Source organism: Pistricoccus aurantiacus (assembly GCF_007954585.1).
GTDB lineage: Bacteria > Pseudomonadota > Gammaproteobacteria > Pseudomonadales > Halomonadaceae > Pistricoccus > Pistricoccus aurantiacus.
This window is the reverse complement of the sequence record NZ_CP042382.1, coordinates 3,138,546-3,161,441: the sequence shown is the minus strand read 5'-3', so window position 1 is coordinate 3,161,441 and position 22,896 is coordinate 3,138,546. Positions and strand designations below refer to the sequence as shown.

The window sequence follows — 22,896 nt, the reverse complement described above, 5'->3', positions numbered from 1 at the left end:
ATGAAAGCCTCACTGCGCCAGCGACTGGAATCCCTGGCCGAACGCTTCGAAGAGCTGTCGGCCCTGCTCGCGGACCCGGACACCATCGCCGATCAGGCGCGCTTTCGCGAGTATTCCATGGAATACGCGGAGCTGGAGCCGCTGGTCGCCAGCTGGAGCGCCTATCGCCGGGTGGAGGACGATATCGCCACCGCGGAACAGCTCGCCGGGGATAGCGACGCGGACATGCGCGAACTGGCGGAGCTGGAACTCGAAGAAGGGCGGGAACGACAGGAACGGATCGAGGAAGAATTGAAGCGCCTTTTGGTGCCCAAGGATCCGGACGACAAGCGCAACGTTTTCCTTGAAGTTCGCGCCGGTACCGGCGGCGACGAGGCGGCGCTGTTCGCCGGGGATCTGTTTCGCATGTATTCCCGCTATGCGGAAAAGCACGGCTGGAAGGTGGAGATCGTCAGCGCCAGCCACGGGGAGCACGGCGGTTACAAGGAGCTGATCTCGCGCATCAAGGGTGAAGGAGTCTATGCCCGGCTCAAGTTCGAATCCGGCGCTCATCGGGTGCAGCGAGTGCCTGCCACGGAATCCCAGGGGCGTATCCATACCTCCGCCTGCACCGTGGCGGTGATGCCGGAGGTCGACGACGTGGGGGATATCGACATCAACACCAACGACCTGCGGGTGGACACCTTCCGTTCCAGCGGCGCCGGCGGCCAGCACGTCAACACCACGGATTCGGCGATCCGCATCACCCACCTGCCCACCGGGGTGGTGGTGGAATGCCAGGAAGAGCGCAGCCAGCACAAGAACCGCGCCAAGGCCATGTCGCTGCTGGCGGCCAGGCTCAAGCAGAACGCCGTGGACAGCCAGCGCCAGACTCAGGCAGATACCCGGCGTTCCCTGGTGGGCAGCGGCGATCGCAGTGAACGCATTCGTACCTACAACTTTCCCCAGGGGCGGCTGACGGATCACCGCATCAACCTGACCCTCTACAAGCTGAGCGAGATCGTCGCCGGCGAGCTGGACGAGGTCATCGAGCCCTTGCTGCAGGAATACCAGGCGGACCAGCTTGCTGCTCTGCAGGAGCACTGATGCAACTGGATACCCTGCTGGCCCGGGCCGGCGCGAGACTTCAGGCAGGCGGTTCCTCAAGCCCCCGGCGGGACGCGGAAGTGCTGCTGTGCCATGTGCTGAAGGTCGAACGCAGCTGGCTGTATACCTGGGGGGATCGGGAAGCCGGGCCTTGGCAGCGGGCACGGTTCGAGGCCCTGGTGGCGGCCCGGGCCCAGGGCCAGCCGGTGGCCTACCTGACCGGTGAGCGGGAATTCTGGGGACTGGGCCTGGCCACCGGGCCATCAACCTTGATTCCCCGTCCGGATACGGAAACCCTGGTAGAGGCGGCCCTGGCCCTGGCTGGTGCTACCGAGGGGGCGCTGCTCGATCTGGGCACCGGTACCGGCGCCATTGCCCTGGCTTTCGCCAGCGAGCGGCCAGGCTGGCAAGCGATGGGAGTGGATATCTCGCAGGAAGCAGTAGAGCTGGCGCAATACAACGCCAGGCGCCTGGAGATCGCGAACGTCGTGTTTCTGCAAAGCGACTGGCTGGACGCGCTGGAAGCGAAGCCTCGACACCGACAACGTTTCGATCTGATAGTCGCCAATCCGCCCTATATTGCCGAGAGCGACCCGCATCTCACCCAGGGCGATGTGCGCTTCGAGCCCCGCTCCGCCCTGGTCTCCGGGGACGACGGCTTCTTTGATCTGGAGTACCTGATAAGTGAGGCGCGCCGTTACCTGAAGGAAGGCGGCTGGCTGCTGCTGGAGCACGGTTTCGCTCAGGGGGAGCGCCTGGGCCAAGCCATTGAAGCGGCGGGATACGATGCGGTGGAAACCCTGGCGGATCTGGCGGGGCGGCCTCGAGTGACTCGAGGGTGCTGGCCGGGCCCCAGGCTCGATAGCGATAGTTCCAAGACAAGATAGTTCCGATACAAGATAGCTTCGATACAAGATAGTTTCGATACAAGTGAGCCTTGCGACAAGTGAGCGATGCCATGCCAATGAACGACGAGGCGCTGCTGCGCTACAGCCGCCAGATCATGCTCGAACAGATCGAGATCGAGGGCCAGGAGCGGCTGCTGGCAAGCCGGGTGCTGATTGTCGGCGCCGGCGGCCTGGGCTCGCCGGTGGCGCTGTACCTGGCCGCCGCCGGGGTAGGACATCTCGTCCTGGCGGACGCGGACGAGGTGGAGCTTTCCAATCTGCAGCGCCAGATCGCCCATCGTGAGAAGGATCTAGGTCGCAACAAGGCGGATTCCGCCCGGGAAGCGGCGTTGGCGATCAACCCGGGCATTCGGGTCGACGTTCTGACGGATCATCTGCAGGGCGAAAGCATGGCCCGGGCGGTGGCGAAAGCCGATCTGGTCATGGACTGCACGGACCGCTTCTCCAGCCGCTACGCCATCAATCAGGCCTGCCGTGACGCCGGCAGGCCGCTGGTGTCCGGCGCGGCGATTCGCTTCAACGGCCAACTGGCGGTGTTCGATCCCCGGGATCCGCAGTGCCCCTGCTATGCCTGCCTGTATCCGCCCTCGGCCGACGGCAATGACGACGAAGCCTTGAGCTGCGCGGAAAACGGCGTGGTGGCGCCCCTGGTCGGGCTGATCGGCAGCTTTCAGGCCATGGAAGCGATCAAGCTATTGAGCGGTGCCGGCAAACCTCATCAAGGGCTTGCCACCTTCGATGGCTTGAGCGGCGAATGGCGGCGTTACCAGGTGCCCCGCGATCCTTATTGCACGGTATGTGGTAAGGGTTAGACGATTAGTCGAACAAAAAAAGGCTGGTCAGATTTTTCCGCGTTCGTTGCTCAGGAATGACATTGCCGGCGTGGAGAAAAAGGTGCGGTAGCCGGCCGCTGCAAACATTCCTTGTCAATCCCTGTGGCTTAGCGAAATCCTGTTTCAAGGCTTCCTGCCTTAACGGCTACCGCATGGATAAATTAGACCTTTAGTAGTCTAGCGGTCATTAACAAGAGTTAATCACGAGAGCAAATAAGCAAAAAGATATAAATCATGATAGTTGGTGACGGCTAATTAATTTTTAAACATCCTATTTAATTCAATAATCACTAATGCTTAGCATTAAATTTTTAATTATCATTAAGTGTTTTTCTTGTTCTTATCGAACAAAATAATTAGTTTTGATCTCACATTATATTGATTTTAATAATTTTATTGGATTTAAACGCTAAATATACAGTGGAAGAGTTGTTTCTACTCTTTAATCTGGATCAAAGTTTTGTTTTATTTTTTATTATATTGCTGATGCGCCAACTTGACCGAGATGGCGAACATACTATCTTGTTGACTATTCTTTAGTGAACTTTGCTTATAACCGTTAATGCTGTAATGGCAAGGAAAGTTGATGAACGTTGACGATCGAAGACATGCGCATCCATTAATGGAGGCGAAGCTCATTCAACTCTCCAGAGACAAGGAGCATGAAAGGATAGAATATTATCAGCAGTTGACCCTGCGTTTTCTTCCGTTCAACGTCGGGATCAGCCGACTCATGAAAGAGTTGGCGAACGAGAGTGTGGGAAGACTGCAAGCGCTGACGCGGGTAGGACAAGACTTGGCCGATCAGCATCCAGACTTCGAGCAGCCCTGTAGCTCATCCGGAAAGAGCGAAAGCCATTCTCGACATTTCTTTGTCATCGATAGCAACATGGCGATGGCTATTCTTGAGCAAGCCTGGCAATGCGAATATGAGGCGCAAGGTTTCTATCAAGGCCTCAGGTCAAGGAATACGATACTTGCCTTGGACGCCATGCTGGAAGGTTTCATCAAGCAGGCCAGGCAGCAGGCCAATATCGTGCAAGAGTGTAAAGATCAGGCGTTTCTGCTCGGACAGTGGCGCAGAGACCAAGGCATGTTGCGAAGGATCGTTTAAAAAGAAAGACCCTTTCCACCCTACTTGATTATCTAATCAATGATTTGTATTGGTTGGTTTCGCTATGCCTCAACAGAAAATTGATGTAAATCAGGATCAATATACTATGAACGATTTTGAGCTGTCCGAGTAATTGTGTCTTTTGTGTACGATTAGTAAATAGATATTTTTATGTTGGCTGGCGTACAGAAGAAAAAGAGTATGACTTATATTCTCAGCGACCACTTATTAGAAATTCCAGTATTTAAAGAATCATAAATATTGGTTTTCTGGAGATAAAAGTCATGACTGCGGAAACCAAGCTTAAAAAGATGAGCTTAACCAAGCATGAAGTTCTTCAGAATTCTAATAAAAAAGAAATGGAAAGGATGAGTTTATATTAGGATATATCGATTGGATTTCTCCCCTTTGATCTTGATATCAGTCGACTCATAAAAGAGTTGGCCATGGAAAGCGAAGCCAGAATCACGTCCCTGGCGCAAGTGGAGAAATACCGGCCATGTACCAGGGAGTCTTTACCGGAATCTGCGGTTCGATCGAAGGTTCGAAGTCACAGGCATTTTTTCGTGATCGACGCGACCATGGCGGTAAATGTGCTGGAAAAGGCCTGGCAGTATGAGTACGCGACCCAGGGGTTCTATGAATAATTGAAGGCAAACAGCGATACCAGTGAACTGGATACGCTGCTGACGAGCTTCATCAGGCAGTCCAGGAACCAGGGACGAATACTCCAGGAAGCCAAGACCCAGGCTTCCTTGCTGGGCCAGTGGCGGCGCGACCGGGGCACGTTGAGGCGAGTTTTCTGAATCGGTACCGCCAACTCAGCTCACCGGAAAAGCCATGGTGCTCAGCAGCGCCAGTTCGCTCTGTCGTGAATCGAGCCGGCTATGCTGCACCACGATGGGCACGTCGGCTTCGATGACGCTGGCGTAGTCCGTGTCTCGGGGTACCGGTGCCGGGTTCTCGAGGTCGTTGAAGCGCAGGTGCCGGGTACGCCGGGCGGGCACCTCGACTTCATAAGGTCCCACCGGCTCACGGTTGGCGAAGTAGAGGGTGATACGCACCCGAGCGGTTCGATCCCCCGCATTGAGGATGCAGGCGGTTTCGTGACTGGTCATCTGCGGTTCGGGGCCGTTGCTCCGACCCGGAATATGGCCCTCGGCGATGGCCCAACAGGTGTGGCCGATGGTCTTCGTCATGACGTTCTCCTTAGCGCAGCCGGCGCGGCAGTCGCCGTGGCTGGCGCTTTTTATTGCCGCCCAGCAGGCTGGCGCCCACCAGCAGGACAACCCCGGCGACGAGACCCACCTGGTCGCGATGGGTGGCCATCCAGAGCTGAGAGCTGTTGGTGACCGCCTCGTTGCTGAAACGGCCCCGGGCGCCGGGATCGCCGTCGACGCTGTGCCAGAGGTTGTCCGGCCGATCCGGGTCGGCGTGCTCATGGGTCTGCTGGCCGCTCACCGCGGTGCGCGCCAGGTAGCGATCCATCAGTCCCGGAAACAGCTTGTTGCCCCAGATGCTCAGCACCGAGGAAATGCCTACATAGAGCTGGCGGCGTCGATGATGCGCCGCCCAGTAGATGGCGCGCGCCCCCACCTCCGGCTGATAGACCGGCGCCACGGGGCGGGCGCGTTTGGGCAAATGGCTTCGGCACCAGTCGAACTGGGGCGTGTTCAACCCGGGCATCTCGACGATGGTCACGTGGACCCGACTTCCCTCGCTGAGCAGTTCGCTGCGCAGACCTTCCGTGTAGCCCTTGATGGCGTGCTTGGCGCCGCAGTAGGCGGTCTGCAGCGGTACCGGACGATAGGCCAGGGCGGAACCGACCTGCACGATGGTACCGCGGTCTCGCTGGCGCATGCGCTTGAGCGCTGCCATGGTGCCGTGCACGTTGCCCAGGTAGGTGACTTCGGTGACCCGGCGAAACTCCTCCGGGCTTATATTGTGAAACGGCGAGAACACCGTGGTCATGGCGCCGTTGACCCAGATATCGATGGGGCCGAGTTCGTCCTCGATCCGCTCTGCCGCTTGGTCGATCTGCTCCGCGTCCGCCACATCGGCGCTGATGATGATGGCCCGGCCGCCCAAGGATTCCACTTCTGCCTTGGCCGTTTCCAGGCGCTCCCGGTTGCGGGCGATCAGCCCGATATGGGCGCCGTGACGGGCGAATTCCCGAGCGGTGGCGCGGCCCAGCCCGGCGCTGGCCCCGGTGATGACGACGACTTCCGGGGGAGTGCCCTGCTGCGATGATGAAACAGGCAGTTGCATGAGATAAAACCTCCTTGTGGCGATACCTTCATGAAATTTTCGGGCCGTACAAGTTCATGGATGAGAGCGATCAGCGTAGCCGCTCGTGATGCCGCTGCCGGCGCCAGCCCCATAGCAGCAGGCCCGCGCCGGCGACCACGCCGGCGGTCAGCAGGGCGCGCTGGTTGGCCCGGCGCTGGGCCAGAGCTCGGGGCCGTTCCAGCAGTTGCTCCGGGCGTTCTCGGGGCACGGGTTCCCGAACGTTCTGAAGCGCCAGCTGCATTACCTCGGCGATATGCAGGGGGCGTCGATCCGTGGCGTGCCGGATCTGCTCCCGACAGCTGAAGCCGTTGCTGAGGATCAGGGTGTCGTCACTGGCCTGGCGCACCCGAGGCAGCAGGGCGCGTTCCCCGACGGCCATGGAAATGCCGTAATGGTCGCGTTCGAAACCGAAGGCGCCGGAGAGCCCGCAGCAGCCGTCGTCCGGCGCTTCCACTTCCAGCCCCATGCGCGCGAGCAGTTCCTGTTCCGCGTTCAGCCCCATCACTGCCTTATGATGACAGTGACCGTGCAGCAGGGCGCGGCGCTCGAGTTTCGGTGGCTGGTAATCCTTCAGCCGTTCGACCAGGAATTCGCTGAGCAGCAGGCTGTTGTCGCTGAGCCGCTTGGCTCGCTCGTTCTCGGGAAAGAGGTTGCGCAATTCGTCGCGAAATACCGAGATGCAGGAAGGCTCCAGGCCGACGATGGGAATCCCCGCGTCGATGGGGTTGCGCAGCGTCTCCATTACCCGGCGTAGATAGTCCTTGGCGTTCTCCAGCAGGCCGAAGTCGTAGAGAGGCCGGCCACAGCACAGGCCCTCCGGCGGGATCAGCACTCGGTAGCCCGCCGCTTCGAGCACCTCCGTGGCCGCCCGGGCGGTTTCTGGATAGAAGTGATTGCTGAAGGTGTCCGCCCACAGCATCACCGGCGGCGCCTGCTCGTTAACGATGGGCCGTTCGGCGAACCAGGCCTTGAAGGTTTGCGGCGCGTAGACCGGTACCTGGCGTTCCTGGGGCATGCCGGCAACAGCCTTGCTCAGGCCGCCCAGCAGGGGCGCGTGAGTGAGAAAGTTGGTCAGGGCGGGAAGCTTCGATGCCAGCCGCGACCAGCGATCGATAAAGCCGAAGGCGTAATGATTGAACGGACGGCGATGCTCCCGATAATAGTGGGACAGGAACTCTGCCTTGTAGGTGGCCATGTCCACGCTGACCGGGCAATCCCCCTTGCAGCCCTTGCAGGCCAGGCACAGATCCAGGGATTCCTGGATTTCCTCGGACTGCCAGCCGTCGGTGATCAGCTCTCCCTGCATCATTTCGAACAAGAGCCGGCCGCGGCCGCGGGTGGAGTATTTTTCTTCTCGAGTGACCATGTAGCTGGGGCACATGGTGCCGCTGTCGCTGCGGCACTTGCCGACGCCGACGCAGCGAGTGGCCACTTGGCTGAAGCTGCCGCCTTCCTTGGCGAAGCCGAAGGTGGTGTTGACCGACGGCGGATGGTAGTTGAGTAGGCGCAGGTTGTCGTCGAGCCGGTAGGGATCGATGATCTTGCCCGGATTCATCTGCCAGTCCGGATCCCAGATGCGCTTGAACTCGCGAAAGGCCTCGATCAGTTCCGGCCCGTACATCCTTTGCAGCAGCTCGCCCCGAGACTGGCCGTCGCCGTGCTCCCCGGAAAGCGAGCCGCCGTAGGACACCACCAGATCCGCCGCTTCCTCGGCGAAGGCGCGGTAGCGGCTGACCCCTTCCGGCGTATACAAGTCAAAATCGATGCGAGAATGAATGCAGCCCTGGCCGAAATGGCCGTACATGGGGCCATGGTAATCGTACTTCTTGTAGAGCTTCTTCAGGTCGCGCACATAGTCACCAACCTTGTCCGGAGGGACTGCGGAATCCTCCCAGCCCGGCCAGTGGGAATTTTCCCCGGGGGGAAAGGCGGTGGCGCCCAGCGCCGCCTTGCGCACCGCCCAGATGGCGCCGGCCAGGTCCTCGTCCTCGATGATCCTGTGGCCCCGGGGCGGGTGTTTCGCCTGCTCGAGCTTGTCGATCATCGCCTGGGCCTGGGCGCGGCAGTCCTCGGCGTTCTCGCCGCCGAACTGCAGGAGCAGGTAGGCATCGCCCTCCGGCAGTTCCTCGAGGCTATGGGCGTGCATGTTCTGCTGGACCTCGTACTCGAATAGTTCGTGGTCGATGGCCTCCAGGGCGATGGGCCTGGCGGCCATGATGTCGGGCACGTGGTCGCCGCCGTGCTCGACGCTGTCGAAGCCCACCACCATGAGGGTGCGGTGCTTCACATCCCGGGTCAGCTTGAGGGTGGCGTGCAGTATCGTCACGCAGGTGCCCTCGGTGCCACACAGGGCGCTGGCGAGGTTGAAGCCGCGCTCCGGCAGCAGATCGTCCAGGTTGTAGCCGGATACCCGCCGGGGCATGTGCTCGATCTGCGGATAGTATTCGCGAATGCGTTCGGCGTACTTGTCCCGCAGGGCTTTCAGACTGGCGAAGATCTCCCCCTGGCGACCGCCGGCGGCGATGACCGCCTCGATCTCCTCCTCGCTGTAGCCATCCTTCAATGTCATGCGGGTGCCGTCATAGGTCAGCACGTCCAGGGCCGCCACGTTGTCGCAGGTACGCGGGCCGTGGCCGTAGCACTGGGCCTGCACGGAATGGATACCGCAGGAATTGTTGCCGATGTTGCCGCCGATGGTGCACCACTCGTGGGTGGAGGGGTCGGGGGGAAATACCAGGCCGTAAGGACCGAGGGCCTGGTTGACCTTGTCGTTGATCGCTCCGGGCTCCACGGTCACCTGCTGGTTGATCGCGTCGATGTCGATGGCATGGCGATACTTGGAATGATCCATCACCACCGCGTGATTGACGGTCTCCCCGGAGAGGCTGGTGCCGGCGCCCCGGGACAGGATCGGCACGCCGTGGGCGTGGCAGATGCGATGAATGGCGATGACGTCCTCGGCGGTTCGGGGAACCGTCACGCCGATAGGGGGCTGGCGGTAGTTCGAGGCGTCGTTGGCGTAGAGGGCGCGGCTGCCGGCGTCGAAGCGCACCTCGCCCTGGATGGCGTCCGCCAGGTCCCGGGCCAGCTGCCGGTAATCATCTTGGGTATCTCTGTCGCTGGTCACGACATTGCTGCGTATATCATCCATGAAAGGTCTCCTTAGAGACGATAGCGCTGGGCGTCCTGCTGCTTGAAGGTCAATCCCAGGCCGGGCCGGGAGAGATCCGGGGTGAGCAGGCCACTCTGGGGCTCGCTGACACCGTCGAACAGCAGCGACTCGATGCGCACATGATCGTGAAAGTATTCCAGATGCCGGAGCGGCTCGACGCAGCAGGCGGGGTGCAGGTGCAGCGCTGGAGCGGTATGGGCGGAAAGCGGCAGCTGGAAGGCGTCGCACAGGGCGGCGACCTTTAGAAAGCCGCTGATGCCCGCGCAGCGGGTCAGGTCCGCCTGCAGCACGTCCACCGCCCCGGCCTCGAGCATGCGGCGGAAGTAGCCGGGAGTAAAACCGTATTCTCCGGCGCTGATTTCGATGCCGTCTCCTACCCGATCCCGCAGCAGGCGCAGGCCCTCCAGGTCGTCGGAGGTCACCGGTTCCTCGTACCAGCTGACGCCCAGTTCCGGGAACAGCGCCGCCATGGCCAAGGCCTGCTTGCGATCAAAGGCGCCGTTGGCATCGACGAAGAGTTCCGCCTGGGGGCCGATGGCCTCTCGGGCGGCAGCCATGCGCTCCGGGTCCTCCTCGGGATGACGGCCGATCTTCATCTTTACCCGAGGAATGCCGACCTCGACCCAGCCACCGAGCTGGCGCTGTAGCCGTTCGATGCTGTAGGAGGTGAAACCGCCGCTGCCGTAAACCGGCACCGTCGGGCGCACCGCACCCAGCAGCGAGACCAGGGGCAGGTCGAGCAGTCGAGCCTTCAGGTCCCATAGCGCCACGTCGATGGCGGCGATAGCCATGGAGGCGATGCCCGGACGCCCCAGGTTTCGAATGCTGCTTAGCAGCGCCCACCAGCGCCCTTCGATATCCAGGGCGTTCTCGCCTTCGATCAGGGAGGCGAGCTTGTCCTGCACCAGAGTCGCGCAGGCCTTGTGGCTATAGGTGTAGCCGAGACCGCTCTTACCTCCAGCGCTAACCTCGACAAGCACCAGCGTTGTCGAATTCCAGGCCAGGGTGCCGTCGGACTCCGGCGCATCCGTGGGGACCTCATAAGCGGAGACATCTACGGATTCGATGGGAATGTAGGTCGCCATGGCCGCCTCTCAATGCTTGCTCGCCTTGGGCACGATCTCCCGGGCGAACTGCTTGAAGGACGCCTTGACGATACCGATGGCGTCCGGGTCGCCGTGCAGCAGCGCCGACATGTAAGCCTTGGCCTGTTCAGGCTTGATATGCGGCGGGATCGGCGGAATATTGGGATCCGCCATGACTTCCAGCACCACCGGGCGATCCGCGGACAAGGCACGGTCCCAGGCGCTGGCCAGGGCTTCCGGCTCGCTGACGTGAATGCCTTCCAGGCCGATCAGCCTGGCGTATTCCGCATAGGGGAAATTCGGCAGATCCTGGGAACCCTCGTACTTCGGGTCGCCTTCCATGACACGCATCTCCCAGGTCACCTGATTGAGGTCCTGGTTGTTGAGCACCATGATCACCAGGTTAGGGGTCGTCCAGCGCTTCCAGTACTTGGCGATGGTCAAGAGTTCCGCGTTGCCGTTCATCTGCATGGCGCCGTCTCCCACCAGGGCGATCACAGTGCGGTCCGGGTAGGCGAACTTGGCGGCGATGGCGTAAGGCACGCCGTTGCCCATGGTAGCCAAACCGCCGGAGAGCGAGGCCATCATGCCCCGGCGTAGCTTGAGGTCTCGGGCATACCAGTTGGCGGCGGAGCCGGAGTCGCTGGTGATGATGCAGTTGTCCGGCAGGCGCGGCGAAAGTTCCCAGAACACCCGCTGAGGGTTGACCGGGTCCGCCTCCGCCAGGGCGCGCTCCTCGAGCACTTCCCACCACTGCTTGATGCTCTTTTCGATATGCTCTCGCCAACCGCGATCCGTCTTATGCTCCAGATACGGCATCAGCGCGCGCAAGGTAGCGGCGCTGTCCCCCACCAGATTGGCCTCCATGGGGTAGCGCATGCTCAGCATGCGACCGTTGATATCGATCTGCACGCCACGAGCCTGGCCTTCCTCCGGCAGAAATTCCGAGTAGGGGAAGGAGGAGCCGACCATGAGGAGGGTGTCGCAGTTGGACATCAGCTCCCAGCTTGGATTGGTGCCGAGCAGGCCGATGGAGCCGGTGACGAAGGGCAGATCATCCGGTAGGGCAGCGCGCCCCAGCAGCGCCTTGGCGACTCCGGCGCCCAGGGTTTCCGCCACCTGGATCACCTCGTCCGTGGCGTTCAGGGCGCCGGCGCCCACCAGTATCGCCACCCGCTTGCCTTCGTTGAGTACCGCCGCGGCGCGCCTGAGATCCGCATCCGCGGGCACTGTGACCGGCGCGGAATAGCCGATACCGGAATGCACGGTGCCGTGAGCGTGGGCGGGCTCCTCCACCGCCGGCTGGGTCTGCAGGTCGTTGGGTATGATCAGGGCGGTGACGGTGCGCTCCGAAAGAGCAGTGCGGATGGCGCGGTCCACCAGGTGGCGAATCTGCGATGGTACCGTAGCCATATGCACGTATTCGTGGGCCACGTCCTTGTAAAGGGAAACCAGATCCACTTCCTGCTGATAGTCACCGCCCAGTGCCGCCCGGGCCTGCTGGCCGACGATGGCCACCACCGGCTGGTGATCCTTCTTGGCGTCGTAGAGCCCATTGAGCAGGTGAATTGCGCCGGGGCCGGAGGTAGCGGTACAGACGCCAACCTGACCGGTGAATTTGGCGTGGGCGGTGGCCATGAAAGCGGCCATTTCCTCATGGCGGGTCTGGATGAATTCGAATCTATCACCGGCGCGATTCAAGGCTCCCATAAGGCCGTTGCTGCCATCACCGGGATATCCGTAAATTCGTGAAATATTCCATTTTTCCAAGCGGTTGAGTAAAAAATCGCTGACGTTGTCGCTCATTTTCATAGCCTCCGTGCTACTGAGTCAAAAACGATAGCTTGCTTTTTAGCCTACTTTTAAAAGCTAGATAAGATGCTTGGAAATTGCCTGTAGTGTTTTGTAACAATTTACTGCCCGCCGCAGCGGGAAACCGGTTCCTTGATGCCTCGGCGTGCCTTGGCCAGGCTATGTGCGCTGTTGATCAGGCCCACATGGGAAAACGCTTGGGGCACGTTGCCCAACAGGCAGCGCTTTACCGGATGATATTCCTCGGAAAGCAGGCCCAGGTCGTTGCGGATCGCGAGAAACTTGTTGAACAGGGCTTCGGCCTCTTCCAGGCGCTCCAACAGAATCAGGTTGTCCACCAGCCAGAAGCAGCACACCAGGAAGGCGCCTTCGCCCTCGATCAGAGTTTCTTGCTTGTCTTGGGACTTGAAGCGGTAGACGAAATCGTCATAGGTCAATTCCCGCTGAATGGCCTCGATGGTGCGGGTCATGCGAGGGTCCTTGGCGGAAATAAAGCCGGTCAAGGGCAGCAGCAGAAGAGAAGCGTCGAGGTCTTCGGCGCCATAATATTGTACGAAGGTGCCACGCTCCTGGTGGTAGCCTTTTTCGCAGACCTCGTCGTGAATGCGCTGGCGAAGTTCGCGCCAATGTTCCACGTCCCCTTCCAGGTCGAAGTTCTCCACCGCCTTGATGGCGCGATCCACCGCGACCCAGCACATCGCTACGGAGTAGGTGTAGCGCCTGGTCTCGCCGCGCAGCTCCCAGAGGCTGGCACCGGTTTCCTGCCAGTGCTGCTCGATGAACTCCATCAATAGGCATTGGATGCGCCACATGTCCTCGTCCGGCTCCAGATTATGGACACGACCGGAATGCAAGCCATCCATTACCTCGCCATAGATATCCAGCTGCTGCTGCTTGAAGGCGCCATTGCCGATACGCACCGGGCGGCAGCCGTTGAAGCCGCTCAACCAATCGAGTTCGTACTCCGGAAGCCAGCGCTCCCCGGCGATACCGTAGAGGGGTTGCAGTTTCTCCGGCCCACCCGCGGCGGCCCGCAGCAGCCATTGTCGCCAGGCATATGCCTCTGCCCGATACCCCGAAGCCAACAGGGCGTGCAGGGTGAAGGTGGCATCCCGCAACCAGGTGTAGCGGTAATCCCAGTTGGCTTCACCGCCTATTTTTTCCGGTAAGGAGGTAGTGGCGGCGCCCACCATGCCGCCGGTTTCCCAGTTGGTCAGAGCCTTGAGGGTGATCAGCGAGCGTACCACCGGCTCGCGAAACGGTGTGTCCACTTGGCACTGGCAACTCCAGTCTTGCCACCAACGCTCGGTTTTTTCGAGCAGTGCTTGGGGATCGCGAAAGAGCGGCTTGTTCTTGAAGGAAGACGACCAGGTCAGCACGAAAGCGGCGGATTCTCCCTTATTCACGGTAAAAGTGCCCGTGGTCTGCATGTTCTTGCCATGTAGAGCAATGGGGGTGCGCAGATGGATGGCATCCGGACCGGCGATGGCGACCACTTCGTTTTCGTAATGGCGAACCCAGGGAATGATTTGGCCATAGAAGAAGCGAAAGGCGATATGGGTTTGCATGGCAACCTGACCGCGCAGACCCTTGACGATACGCACCACATCCACCGTGGTGTCGCCTTCGCCCATCAGCGGCATAAAGTCGATCACCGCCACCTCGCCGCTATCCGTGGTGAAATGAGTTTCCAGAATCAGGGTATCTTCCCGATAATGACGGCGTTGTGAGCGAACGCTATCTCGGGGCGCTATTTGCCAATAGCCGTTTTCTTCGTCTCCCAGCAAGGCTGCGAAACAGGCATCCGAGTCGAAACGCGGCATGCACAGCCATTCCATGCAGCCATGGCGATCGATCAGCGCGGTGGTCTGCATATTGCCGATGAAACCGTAATCCTCGATTTTCTTGTTTTTTTGCATGTAATCATCCTTACCGAATGATGAATGGGGAGCATGAAAATTCTAGTCGAGCGTTTCGTCGGGTTCAAAAGCATGGAACGCTTGCATGATGCTGCCACATCAAACTCGACAATCGTAAGCGCTCTGGAATTCCCTGAGCCTAGGGGGCGGTATTTCACTTTCCGTGATATAGCGAGGTAATGAAGCATGCCTGTGGTCGTTTCAGATTGGCTCAGGAGGCGGTGGAAGCCAAGGCGGAACAGAAAAGGCTTGTTCGGCAAGGCCATCTGTCTGGGTACGCTCTTGCTGGGAGTCTCCTGCGGCGTGAGTGCAAGAGTGGACGATGGCGTGAATCTGCTCGCCGGGGATTGGTCTCATGTGGACGGTGCCCGCATGACCGCGCAAGGCCTGATGGTAACGGGGCTCGGGCGTGGCATCGTGCCGCCGGCGGACGATCCGGATGCGCCGGTGATGGCCAATCCGCCGATCAATCTGCGAGGGCCGGTACTGAAGGTGAGCGGGGATTTCGCCCTCACCGCACGGCTCAAGCGCCCGCTGGGCGCGCGGCTTACCTTCTACGGCACCCTGCCTTACAATCAGGACGAGTGGCGGCAGGAAGGGCAGGCCGTCACCCTGAAGGTCAACAAGCGCAAGCTGATCCTGGAACTGCAGGACGGCATCGATGACCCGAAGCGACGTGCCTTTGTCATCGACAGACAAAAACTCCGTCGAAAGGGCGATATCGAACTGACTCTCGCGCGGATCGGCAGGCGTCTGACGGTAACCGTCGACGGACAAACGGTGATCAACGTGGCGGACCCGGGGCTGTTCGATAGCGGAGAAATACGCATTGGCGTGGATGCACCGGTAGGGCGCAAGTTCTTTCTCGCCGCGCTAACCGCTAGAGCACTGAACGAGGACTCCCGCCTCGAGAAAGTCGATTCGTCGATTCCCCGTTTTTCGCCGCCGCCGGATTCCCTGCGTCGTCTGGCGGAGCGCCGTTATCCGCATCTCAAGATCGGCACCGCGGTGGCGGCCATTCCGCTGCTGAGCGATTCGGACTACGCGCGGGTACTCGGCGAGCAGTTCAACATGGTGACGCCGGAAAATGTCATGAAATTCCAGTTCATCCATCCGCAGCCGGACCGCTATGCCTTCGCGGATGCGGACGCCATCGTCGACTTCGCCGAGCTCAACCATATGGCGGTGCACGGCCATACCCTGGCCTGGAAGGAGGCGCTGCCGCGCTGGGTCACCGAAGGGAATCACGACGATGACGAACTCGAGCACATTCTTGCGGAACATATCGCCACGGTGGTGGGTCGCTACAAGGGTCGAATAGCCTCTTGGGACGTGATCAACGAGCCTTTCGAACCTTTCGGTTCCGAGCTGCGTACCGGCTCGCCCTGGTATCAGGCCATGGGCGAGGACTATATCGCGTTTGCGTTGCGGGAAGCCCATCGGGCGGACCCGGACGCGAAGCTGTATATCAACGACTACGCTCTGGAACATCGCGGTCCCAAGTCCGACGCCATGTATGAACTGGCGAAATCCCTGCTCGAGGACGGAGTACCCCTGCACGGCATCGGCTTCCAGATGCACGAGGACATGACCGATGACTACCAGCCGATCGGCGTCGATGCCTTTCGCGAAAACGTGCAGCGCTTCATCGACCTGGGGCTCGAGGTGCGTATCTCGGAAATGGACGTCAATCTGCAAGAGGACGATTCTCGAAAGCGGCTCAAGCAGCAGGCGAAGTACTACCGCGACATCTTCGAGCTGGCCAAGGAAAAACGAGCCTTTACCGCCTTTTCCATTTGGGGCTTCACGGACCGCTATTCCTCGCTGCAGGACTGGTGGAACGAGGAGGGCTTCGGCAACGGCCTGATCTTCGATACGCAGAAAAAGCCCAAGCCCGCCTATCACAGCCTGAAGTCGTCCCTGGAAGAGTAGGCGTTCGAATCGGCTGTAGTAGTAAAGGATGCCACGCAAGAACCTCGGCTTATGGCCGAGGTTCTCGTTGTGACTGATGTCAGGATGACGCTGATGGCTTGCCGAGCCTAGCCGTCAAGCTTTTCCTTCAACAGCTGGTTGACCTGCTGGGGATTGGCGGTGCCGCGGGAGGCTTTCATCACCTGGCCAACGAAGTAGCCGATCATCTTGCCGCGCTTGTCCGGCGCAGCCTCCCGATACTGGGCCACCTGCTTGGGGCTGTCCGATATTACCTGGTCGATCATCCCCTCGATGGCGCCGGTATCCGTGACCTGCTTGAGCCCCTTGGCTTCGATGATCTCATCGGCGGAGTCGCCTTCGCCATTCCACAGCGCCTGGAAGACCTGCTTGGCGGCCTTGCCATTGATGGTGTCGTCCATCACCCGGCGTATCAGCTCGCCTAGCTGCTCCGCGCTGACCGGGCTGTCATCGATACTCAGATTCTCGCGGTTGAGCTGGCCGGAAAGCTCCCCTTGCACCCAGTTGGCGGCCAGCTTGGCGTCGCCGCACACCTCCTTGACCCGCTCGAAATAGTCCGCCATGGGACGGCTGGCGGCAAGCACGCCGGCGTCGTAGGCGGAAAGCCCGAGCTCGTTCTGGAAGCGAGCGCGCTTCTCCGCAGGAAGTTCCGGCAGAGTGGCGCGCAGATGCTCCACATAGTCCCGCTCGAGCTTTACCGGCAGCAGGTCCGGGCAGGGGAAGTAGCGGTAATCGTTGGCTTCCTCCTTGGTGCGCATGCTGCGGGTCTCGTCCGCGTCCGGGTCATACAGTCGGGTTTCCTGCACTACCTTGCCGCCGTCCTCGAGCAGCTCGATCTGGCGTTCCACCTCGAAGGCGATGGCCCGCTCGACGAAACGGAAGGAGTTGACGTTCTTGATCTCCGCCCGGGTGCCGAAGGCTTCCTGCCCCTGGGGACGCACGGAGACGTTGACGTCGCAGCGCATGGAGCCTTCCGCCATGTTGCCGTCGCTGATGCCCAGGTAGGTGACGATGGCGTGAATCGCGCGGAGGTAGGCGACGGCTTCCCCGGCGGAGCGCATGTCCGGCTCGGAGACGATTTCCAGCAGCGGCGTGCCGGCGCGATTGAGATCGATACCGGTCATGCCTTGACCCATTTCGCCGGTGAACGTCTCGTGCAGGGATTTGCCGGCGTCTTCCTCCAGGTGGGCGTGGTGCACGCGAATGCGCTTGGTGTCGCCGTCCTCCAAGGTGATTTCCACCTCGCCGGGGCCGACGATGGGATGATACATCTGGCTGGTCTGGTAGCCCTTGGGCAGGTCCGGATAGAAGTAGTTCTTGCGATCGAACACCGAGACCTCGGGAATCTCCGCGTTGATGCCCAGGCCGAACTGGACCGCCATGGCCACCGCGCCTTCATTGAGCACCGGCAGTACCCCGGGCAGGCCGAGATCCACCGCGCAGGCCTGGGTGTTGGGCTCCGCGCCGAAGGCGGTTGAGGCGCCGGAGAATATCTTCGAGCGGGTCGCCAACTGGACGTGGACTTCGAGACCGATCACGGTTTCCCATTGCATTAGCGGGTCTCCTTGGCGAAGGCCGGGCGCTGGCGATGCCAGGTCGTGGCCTGCTGGTATTGGTGAGCGACGTTGAGCAGTCGGGCTTCACTGAAGTGCGGGCCGAGGATCTGCAGGCCCGTGGGGCGGCCATCCGTGGGACGGCCATCCGTGGGACGGCCATCCACCAGACCCACCGGTGCGCTGATGCCGGGAATGCCCGCCAGGTTGATGGCGATGGTGTAGATATCCTGCAGGTACATGGAAACCGGGTCCTTCTGCGCCCCCAGGTCAAAGGCGGCGGTGGGGGCCGCCGGGCCCATCAGCACGTCGACGTTCTCGAAAGCATCGAGGAAATCCTGGCGAATCAGCCGGCGCACCTGCTGGGCCTTCTTGTAGTAGGCGTCGAAGAAGCCCTCGGACAGGGTGTGGGTGCCCATCAGGATGCGCCGCTTGACCTCGTCGCCGAAGCCTTCCGCCCGGGAGCGCTTGTAGAGATCGATGAGATCGCTGGGATTCTCGCAGCGATGGCCGAAGCGTACGCCATCGAAGCGTGACAGGTTCGAGGATGCTTCCGCCGGGGCGATCACGTAATAAGCAGGAATGGCGAGATGCGTATGCGGCAGGCTGACCTCGTGGATCGTAGCGCCCAATGACTCATAGACTTTGATCGCTTCCCGCACGGCGTTTTCCACGCCGCTGTCCAGCCCGTCGCCGAAGTACTCCTTGGGTAGGCCGATCTTCAGCCCTTCGAGGGGCGCATTCAGTTCCGCGCGATAATCCGGTACCGGGCGGGGGACGCTGGTGGAGTCTCGAGCGTCGTGACCGGCGATGACGTTCATCAGCAGGGCGCAGTCCTCGGCGGTGTAGGCCATGGGGCCGGCCTGATCCAGGCTAGAAGCGTAGGCGATGATACCGTAGCGGGACACGCGGCCGTAGGTGGGCTTGAGCCCGGTGATGCCGCAGAAGGCGGCGGGCTGGCGGATCGAGCCGCCGGTATCCGTGCCCAGCGCCGCCGGCGCCAATCCCGCCGCCACCGCTGCGGCGCTGCCCCCGGAACTGCCGCCGGGCACCGCGTTCAGGTCCCAAGGATTCTTGACCGGGCCATAAAAGCTTGACTCGTTGGAGGAGCCCATGGCGAACTCGTCCATGTTGGTCTTGCCTAGGCTGATCAGACCCGCCTGGCTGAGCTTTTCCACCACCGTGGCGTCGTAGGGCGCGATGAAGTTGTCGAGCATCCTGGAGCCGCAGCTGGTCCTGACCCCCCGGGTGCAGAAGATGTCTTTCAGCGCGATAGGCAAGCCGGCGAGAGGGCCTGCTTCGCCCCTGGCGCGCAGAGCATCAGCTTCGGTCGCGGCGGCAAGCGCCTGATCGCCGGTAACGGTGATGAAGCTATTGAGCTCGCCGTCCAGACGCTTGATGCGCGACAGCAGGGATTCAATCAGTTCGCGACTGGAAAACTCACCTGCCGCGAGGCCGTCGGCGAGTTCGGTCAGGGTCTTTTCATGCATGGGCGGTCAAGCTCCGAAACGGGGTATTCAGATGCGCGATATTCATGGATCGGCGTTCGCTAGACGGCGTTGGAGAGTCATTCGACGACTCGCGGCACCAGATAGAGGCCGTCTTCTACCAGGGGCGCACAGCGCTGAAAGACCTCGCGATGGTTGGATTCGGTGACTTCGTCCGGGCGTAGCGGCTGAGTCGTCTCCAGCGGATGGGCCAGGGGGGCGATATCCCGGGTATCGACCTGCTGCAACTGATCGACCATCTCGAGGATGTGCTTAAGATCATCGACGTAACCCGCGGCCTCCGTGTCGCCCAGGGCCAGCCTGGCCAGGTGCGCCGCGCGTTGTACGTCTGCGTGTTCAAGCGCCATGGTATGAGTTTTCCTTACGCGGTGGGGTAATCATAAATAGCCAGGAAATGTACCATATTCCGGCCTTTGTGGCAGGTGATCGCGCTTGCCGCCACCCCCTCGCGATGATACCTTTTGCCTCCGCAATGGGTCCCGTCAGCCTGTCAGCATTAGGTAACCACCTCCATGTTCAAACGCTTGAGGGGGCTGTTCTCCAGTGATCTTTCGATCGACCTGGGAACGGCCAACACACTGATTTACGTGCGCGGTCGCGGTATCGTGCTCAACGAGCCTTCCGTGGTGGCGATACGCCAGACCGGCAACAACCGCAGCGTCGCCGCGGTGGGTGCGGAGGCCAAGCGCATGCTGGGGCGGACCCCGGGCAATATCACCGCCATTCGGCCCATGAAGGATGGGGTGATCGCGGACTTCACCGTGACGGAACAGATGCTCCAGCACTTCATCCGCAAGGTACACCAGCGCACCTTCCTGAGCCCCAGCCCGCGAGTGCTGATCTGCGTGCCCTGCATGTCCACTCAGGTGGAGCGCCGCGCGATTCAGGACTCCGCGGAAGGCGCCGGTGCCCGGGAAGTCCATCTGATCAAGGAACCCATGGCCGCAGCGCTTGGCGCCGGATTGCCGGTGGAAGAAGCCCAGGGCTCGATGGTGGTGGATATCGGCGGCGGCACCAGCGAAATCGCGATCATTTCCCTGCATGGCGTAGTGTATTCGGAGTCCATCCGGGTGGGCGGTGACCGCTTCGATGAAGCCATTACTTCCTATGTCCGTCGTCACTACGGCAGCCTGATTGGCGAGGCGACAGCGGAGCGCATCAAGGAAGAAATCGGCTGCGCCTATCCCGGCGGCGAGCTGCGCGAAATCGACGTGCGCGGGCGCAATCTGGCGGAAGGGGTGCCGCGCAGTTTCACCCTCAATTCCCACGAGATTCTCGATGCCCTGCATGAATCCCTGATGGCGATCATCACCGCCATCAAGAATGCCCTGGAGCAGGCGCCGCCGGAGTTGGCCTCGGATATCGCCGAGCGCGGCCTGGTATTGACCGGCGGCGGCGCCATGCTGCGCGACCTGGATACCCTGATCGCCGAGGAAACCGGCCTGCCGGTGATCGTGGCGGAGGATCCGCTGACCTGCGTCGCCCGGGGCGGCGGCAAGGCGCTGGAGCTGATCGATCAGCACGTCTTCGAACTGCTTTGCACCGAATAAAGATGCTCCGGTGCATGGCGACCGCTCGGGACAAAGAAGCGCCGTCTATACCGAGTCTTTGGCATACGTTTGCGGGAGACGCCTTATCAAACCGCTGTTCACCCAGGGTACGATACCTCGCTATCGCGTGCTGGCCTGCGCGCTAGTCGCTGTCGCACTGATGGTCTCGGAGCAGCGCTTTTCCCAGGTCGAGGTGCTGCGTGCCAGGCTCGCCAGCGTCGTGACCCCCATCCAATGGCTGGCTAGCCTTCCCGGCGACGCCCTGGCCTGGAGCTCGCTGGTACTATCGAATCAGCAGCAGCTCGTCGAGGAAAATCAGCAGCTGCGCCAGCAGATTCTCACCCTGTCTCAGCGCACTCAGCGCATGGCGAGCCTGACCGCGGAAAACCTGCGCCTTCGCGAACTGCTGCACGCCGCGAAACGCCGCGATATTTCCTATATCACCGCAGAGCTGTTGACCCTGGATTCGGATCCCTTCACTCACCAGGTGGTAGTCGATCGGGGACGTCGAGACGGAGTTTTCGTCGGTCAGCCGGTGATGGATGCCTCCGGCATCGTCGGTCAGGTCATTGGCGTCTCCGCCTATTCCAGCCGGGTGCTGCTGCTGGCGGATGCCAATCATGCGCTGCCGGTGCAGATCAACCGCAACGGCCTGCGTTTCATCGTTCAGGGCACCGGGCGCTTCGATACGCTGATGGTGCGACATGTGTCGGATACGGCGGATATTCGCGAAGGCGATCTGTTGATCAGCTCCGGGCTTGCGGGGCGTTTTCCCGCTGGCTACCCGGTAGCGCGGGTCAGCCGGGTCGAGCATGATCCCGGCAAACCTTTCGCTCGGGTAGAGGCGACGCCGATCTCGCGCCTGGAGCGGGCCCGTCATTTCCTGCTGCTGTTTCCGCCGCCGCCCCGGGACACGCTCTGGGACGAAAGCTTCGCCATTCGTGAGCTGCCGAAGGCATTGTTATCCGTCCTGCCGCCGTTGACTGCTCCCCCCGCGGAGGAGCCCGAGCCATGAGTCTTCGCGGCTGGTATCTGATCTGGGGAACCTTGCTGCTGGCCCTGACGCTGCAGATCGTGCCGCTGATGGATCGCTGGCTGATCTGGCGCCCGGACTGGCTCGAACTGATGTTGATCTACTGGTGCTTCGTTGCGCCGCGCAGGGTGGGAGTGGCCCACGGCTTCGTCTTTGGCCTGCTGCTGGATCTCGCTCAGGGCTCTCCCCTGGGGCAGAGCGCTCTTGTGCTGACGCTGCTGGTATTCCTGTGTACCTTGGCGCATCGACGCATGCGTGCCTATTCCCTGGCTCAGCAGGCGCTGATGGTGTTGCTTCTGCTGCTGGTCGCTCAACTGCTGGAACAGTGGCTGATGTCGCTGTTTGGCCCCTTTACCGTTCATCTGGCCTTTCTGCTGCCCGCAGTGATCGGCGCGGTACTTTGGCCCTGGTTCTACCTGCTGTTCCAGCGTTTGAATCAACGCTTGAAATGGGTGCCGGTGCCCAGGAACTGAACATGATCGAGCTGTGTCTTGCTTCCGCCTCCCCCCGGCGCCGCGAACTGCTGGCGTCCATCGGCGTCGATGTCGATGTCCAGCCGGTAGATATCGACGAAACACCGCTCCGGGGCGAGGCGCCCCGAGATTACGTGTGCCGCCTGGCCCGAGAAAAGGCACAGGCCGGCGCAGACCTGATCGCCAGCCGGCTTCCGGTGCTTGGCTCGGATACGGTAGTGGTGCGAGACGACGAAATCCTTGGCAAGCCTCGAGATCAAAGGCACGCTGCCGCCATGCTGCGCAACTTGTCCGGTCGTGCTCACGAGGTGCTGACCGCGGTGGCAGTGACCGGTCTCGCTGGCTTGTTGGAAACCTGCGTGACGACCCGGGTCAGCATGCGTGAAATCACCGAGCAGGAAATCCAGGCTTACTGGATGACCGGCGAACCGGCGGACAAGGCGGGGGGTTATGCCATTCAAGGATTTGCCGCGATCTTCATCGAGCGCATCGAGGGAAGCTATTCCGCGGTGGTGGGTTTACCGCTGTTCGATACCGCGCAATTGTTACAGCGTCAAGGAGTGGCGCTGTGGTCTGGAGCGCTGAATGGTGGGTTTGCGTAGTATGGCATA

20 protein-coding genes are annotated in these 22,896 nt (G+C 61.1%); 11 read left to right on the top strand and 9 right to left on the bottom strand.

The annotated features are described in order from the left end of the window. The 6 genes from prfA (at window position 1) to FGL86_RS17970 (ending at window position 4,747) form a co-directional block, all read left to right on the top strand. Complete coding sequence (gene prfA, locus FGL86_RS14930) at window positions 1–1,086, top strand: peptide chain release factor 1 (protein ID WP_147185405.1); 1,086 nt, start codon at window positions 1–3, stop codon at window positions 1,084–1,086. Beyond that, window positions 1,086–1,973 carry a peptide chain release factor N(5)-glutamine methyltransferase gene (gene prmC / locus FGL86_RS14925; RefSeq protein ID WP_147185403.1) on the top strand — a complete coding sequence of 296 codons (888 nt, stop codon included), beginning with the start codon at window positions 1,086–1,088 and terminating at the stop codon, window positions 1,971–1,973. The genes prfA and prmC overlap by 1 nt, the downstream gene beginning before the upstream one ends. 77 nt (window positions 1,974–2,050) lie before the next feature. Further along, window positions 2,051–2,806 carry a HesA/MoeB/ThiF family protein gene (locus FGL86_RS14920; protein ID WP_147186228.1) on the top strand — a complete coding sequence of 252 codons (756 nt, stop codon included), beginning with the start codon at window positions 2,051–2,053 and terminating at the stop codon, window positions 2,804–2,806. Window positions 2,807–3,413: 607 nt separating this feature from the next. Beyond that, window positions 3,414–3,941, top strand: coding sequence for a hypothetical protein (locus FGL86_RS14915; RefSeq protein ID WP_147185401.1), 528 nt, complete (start codon window positions 3,414–3,416; stop codon window positions 3,939–3,941). Window positions 3,942–4,387: 446 nt separating this feature from the next. Continuing rightward, window positions 4,388–4,588 carry a hypothetical protein gene (locus FGL86_RS14910; protein ID WP_147185399.1) on the top strand — a complete coding sequence of 67 codons (201 nt, stop codon included), beginning with the start codon at window positions 4,388–4,390 and terminating at the stop codon, window positions 4,586–4,588. Next, on the top strand, window positions 4,589–4,747 hold the full coding sequence (locus FGL86_RS17970) for a hypothetical protein (protein ID WP_186764417.1): 159 nt from the start codon (window positions 4,589–4,591) through the stop codon (window positions 4,745–4,747). Window positions 4,748–4,762: 15 nt separating this feature from the next. Here the strand turns inward: FGL86_RS17970 and FGL86_RS14905 are convergent, their stop codons facing one another. From FGL86_RS14905 to FGL86_RS14880, 6 genes are all read right to left on the bottom strand, one after another. Further along, complete coding sequence (locus FGL86_RS14905; protein ID WP_147185398.1) at window positions 4,763–5,140, bottom strand: sensory rhodopsin transducer; 378 nt, start codon at window positions 5,138–5,140, stop codon at window positions 4,763–4,765. Window positions 5,141–5,150: 10 nt separating this feature from the next. Beyond that, a complete protein-coding gene (locus FGL86_RS14900) occupies window positions 5,151–6,209 on the bottom strand; it encodes an SDR family oxidoreductase (protein WP_147185396.1) in 1,059 nt (352 codons plus the stop codon). 70 nt (window positions 6,210–6,279) lie between these two features. Continuing rightward, window positions 6,280–9,381, bottom strand: a complete 3,102-nt coding sequence (locus FGL86_RS14895; protein ID WP_147185394.1) for an FAD-binding and (Fe-S)-binding domain-containing protein — start codon at window positions 9,379–9,381, stop codon at window positions 6,280–6,282. An 11-nt stretch (window positions 9,382–9,392) separates the two neighbouring features. After that, window positions 9,393–10,487: an enolase C-terminal domain-like protein gene (locus FGL86_RS14890; RefSeq protein ID WP_147185392.1), complete on the bottom strand. Its 1,095-nt coding sequence runs from the start codon at window positions 10,485–10,487 to the stop codon at window positions 9,393–9,395. Window positions 10,488–10,496: 9 nt separating this feature from the next. Further along, a complete protein-coding gene (locus tag FGL86_RS14885) occupies window positions 10,497–12,293 on the bottom strand; it encodes a thiamine pyrophosphate-requiring protein (protein WP_147185390.1) in 1,797 nt (598 codons plus the stop codon). A 107-nt stretch (window positions 12,294–12,400) separates the two neighbouring features. Further along, window positions 12,401–14,218: a glycoside hydrolase family 15 protein gene (locus tag FGL86_RS14880; protein WP_147185388.1), complete on the bottom strand. Its 1,818-nt coding sequence runs from the start codon at window positions 14,216–14,218 to the stop codon at window positions 12,401–12,403. Window positions 14,219–14,467: 249 nt separating this feature from the next. Here FGL86_RS14880 and FGL86_RS14875 point away from each other — a divergent pair, with 249 nt between their 5' ends. Beyond that, complete coding sequence (locus FGL86_RS14875; RefSeq protein WP_186764416.1) at window positions 14,468–16,150, top strand: endo-1,4-beta-xylanase; 1,683 nt, start codon at window positions 14,468–14,470, stop codon at window positions 16,148–16,150. 107 nt (window positions 16,151–16,257) lie between these two features. Here the strand turns inward: FGL86_RS14875 and gatB are convergent, their stop codons facing one another. From gatB to gatC, 3 genes are all read right to left on the bottom strand, one after another. Continuing rightward, the gene (gatB, locus tag FGL86_RS14870) at window positions 16,258–17,721 is read right to left on the bottom strand and encodes an Asp-tRNA(Asn)/Glu-tRNA(Gln) amidotransferase subunit GatB (protein ID WP_147185384.1); all 1,464 of its coding nucleotides are present in this window, start codon (window positions 17,719–17,721) and stop codon (window positions 16,258–16,260) included. Continuing rightward, the gene (gatA, locus tag FGL86_RS14865; RefSeq protein WP_147185382.1) at window positions 17,721–19,211 is read right to left on the bottom strand and encodes an Asp-tRNA(Asn)/Glu-tRNA(Gln) amidotransferase subunit GatA; all 1,491 of its coding nucleotides are present in this window, start codon (window positions 19,209–19,211) and stop codon (window positions 17,721–17,723) included. Before gatA ends, gatB begins: the two co-directional genes overlap by 1 nt. Window positions 19,212–19,288: 77 nt before the next feature. Then, window positions 19,289–19,576 carry an Asp-tRNA(Asn)/Glu-tRNA(Gln) amidotransferase subunit GatC gene (gene gatC / locus FGL86_RS14860; RefSeq protein WP_147185380.1) on the bottom strand — a complete coding sequence of 96 codons (288 nt, stop codon included), beginning with the start codon at window positions 19,574–19,576 and terminating at the stop codon, window positions 19,289–19,291. Window positions 19,577–19,741: 165 nt separating this feature from the next. Between gatC and FGL86_RS14855 the strand changes: the two genes are divergently transcribed. The 4 genes from FGL86_RS14855 to FGL86_RS14840 are packed head-to-tail and all read left to right on the top strand — an operon-like array spanning window position 19,742 to window position 22,887. Next, on the top strand, window positions 19,742–20,779 hold the full coding sequence (locus FGL86_RS14855) for a rod shape-determining protein (protein WP_147185378.1): 1,038 nt from the start codon (window positions 19,742–19,744) through the stop codon (window positions 20,777–20,779). Window positions 20,780–20,837: 58 nt separating this feature from the next. Next, on the top strand, window positions 20,838–21,794 hold the full coding sequence (gene mreC, locus FGL86_RS14850; RefSeq protein WP_425468289.1) for a rod shape-determining protein MreC: 957 nt from the start codon (window positions 20,838–20,840) through the stop codon (window positions 21,792–21,794). Then, complete coding sequence (mreD, locus tag FGL86_RS14845; protein ID WP_147185377.1) at window positions 21,791–22,285, top strand: rod shape-determining protein MreD; 495 nt, start codon at window positions 21,791–21,793, stop codon at window positions 22,283–22,285. Before mreC ends, mreD begins: the two co-directional genes overlap by 4 nt. Window positions 22,286–22,287: 2 nt before the next feature. Then, a complete protein-coding gene (locus FGL86_RS14840) occupies window positions 22,288–22,887 on the top strand; it encodes a Maf family protein (RefSeq protein ID WP_147185375.1) in 600 nt (199 codons plus the stop codon). Window positions 22,888–22,896 lie beyond the last annotated feature (9 nt).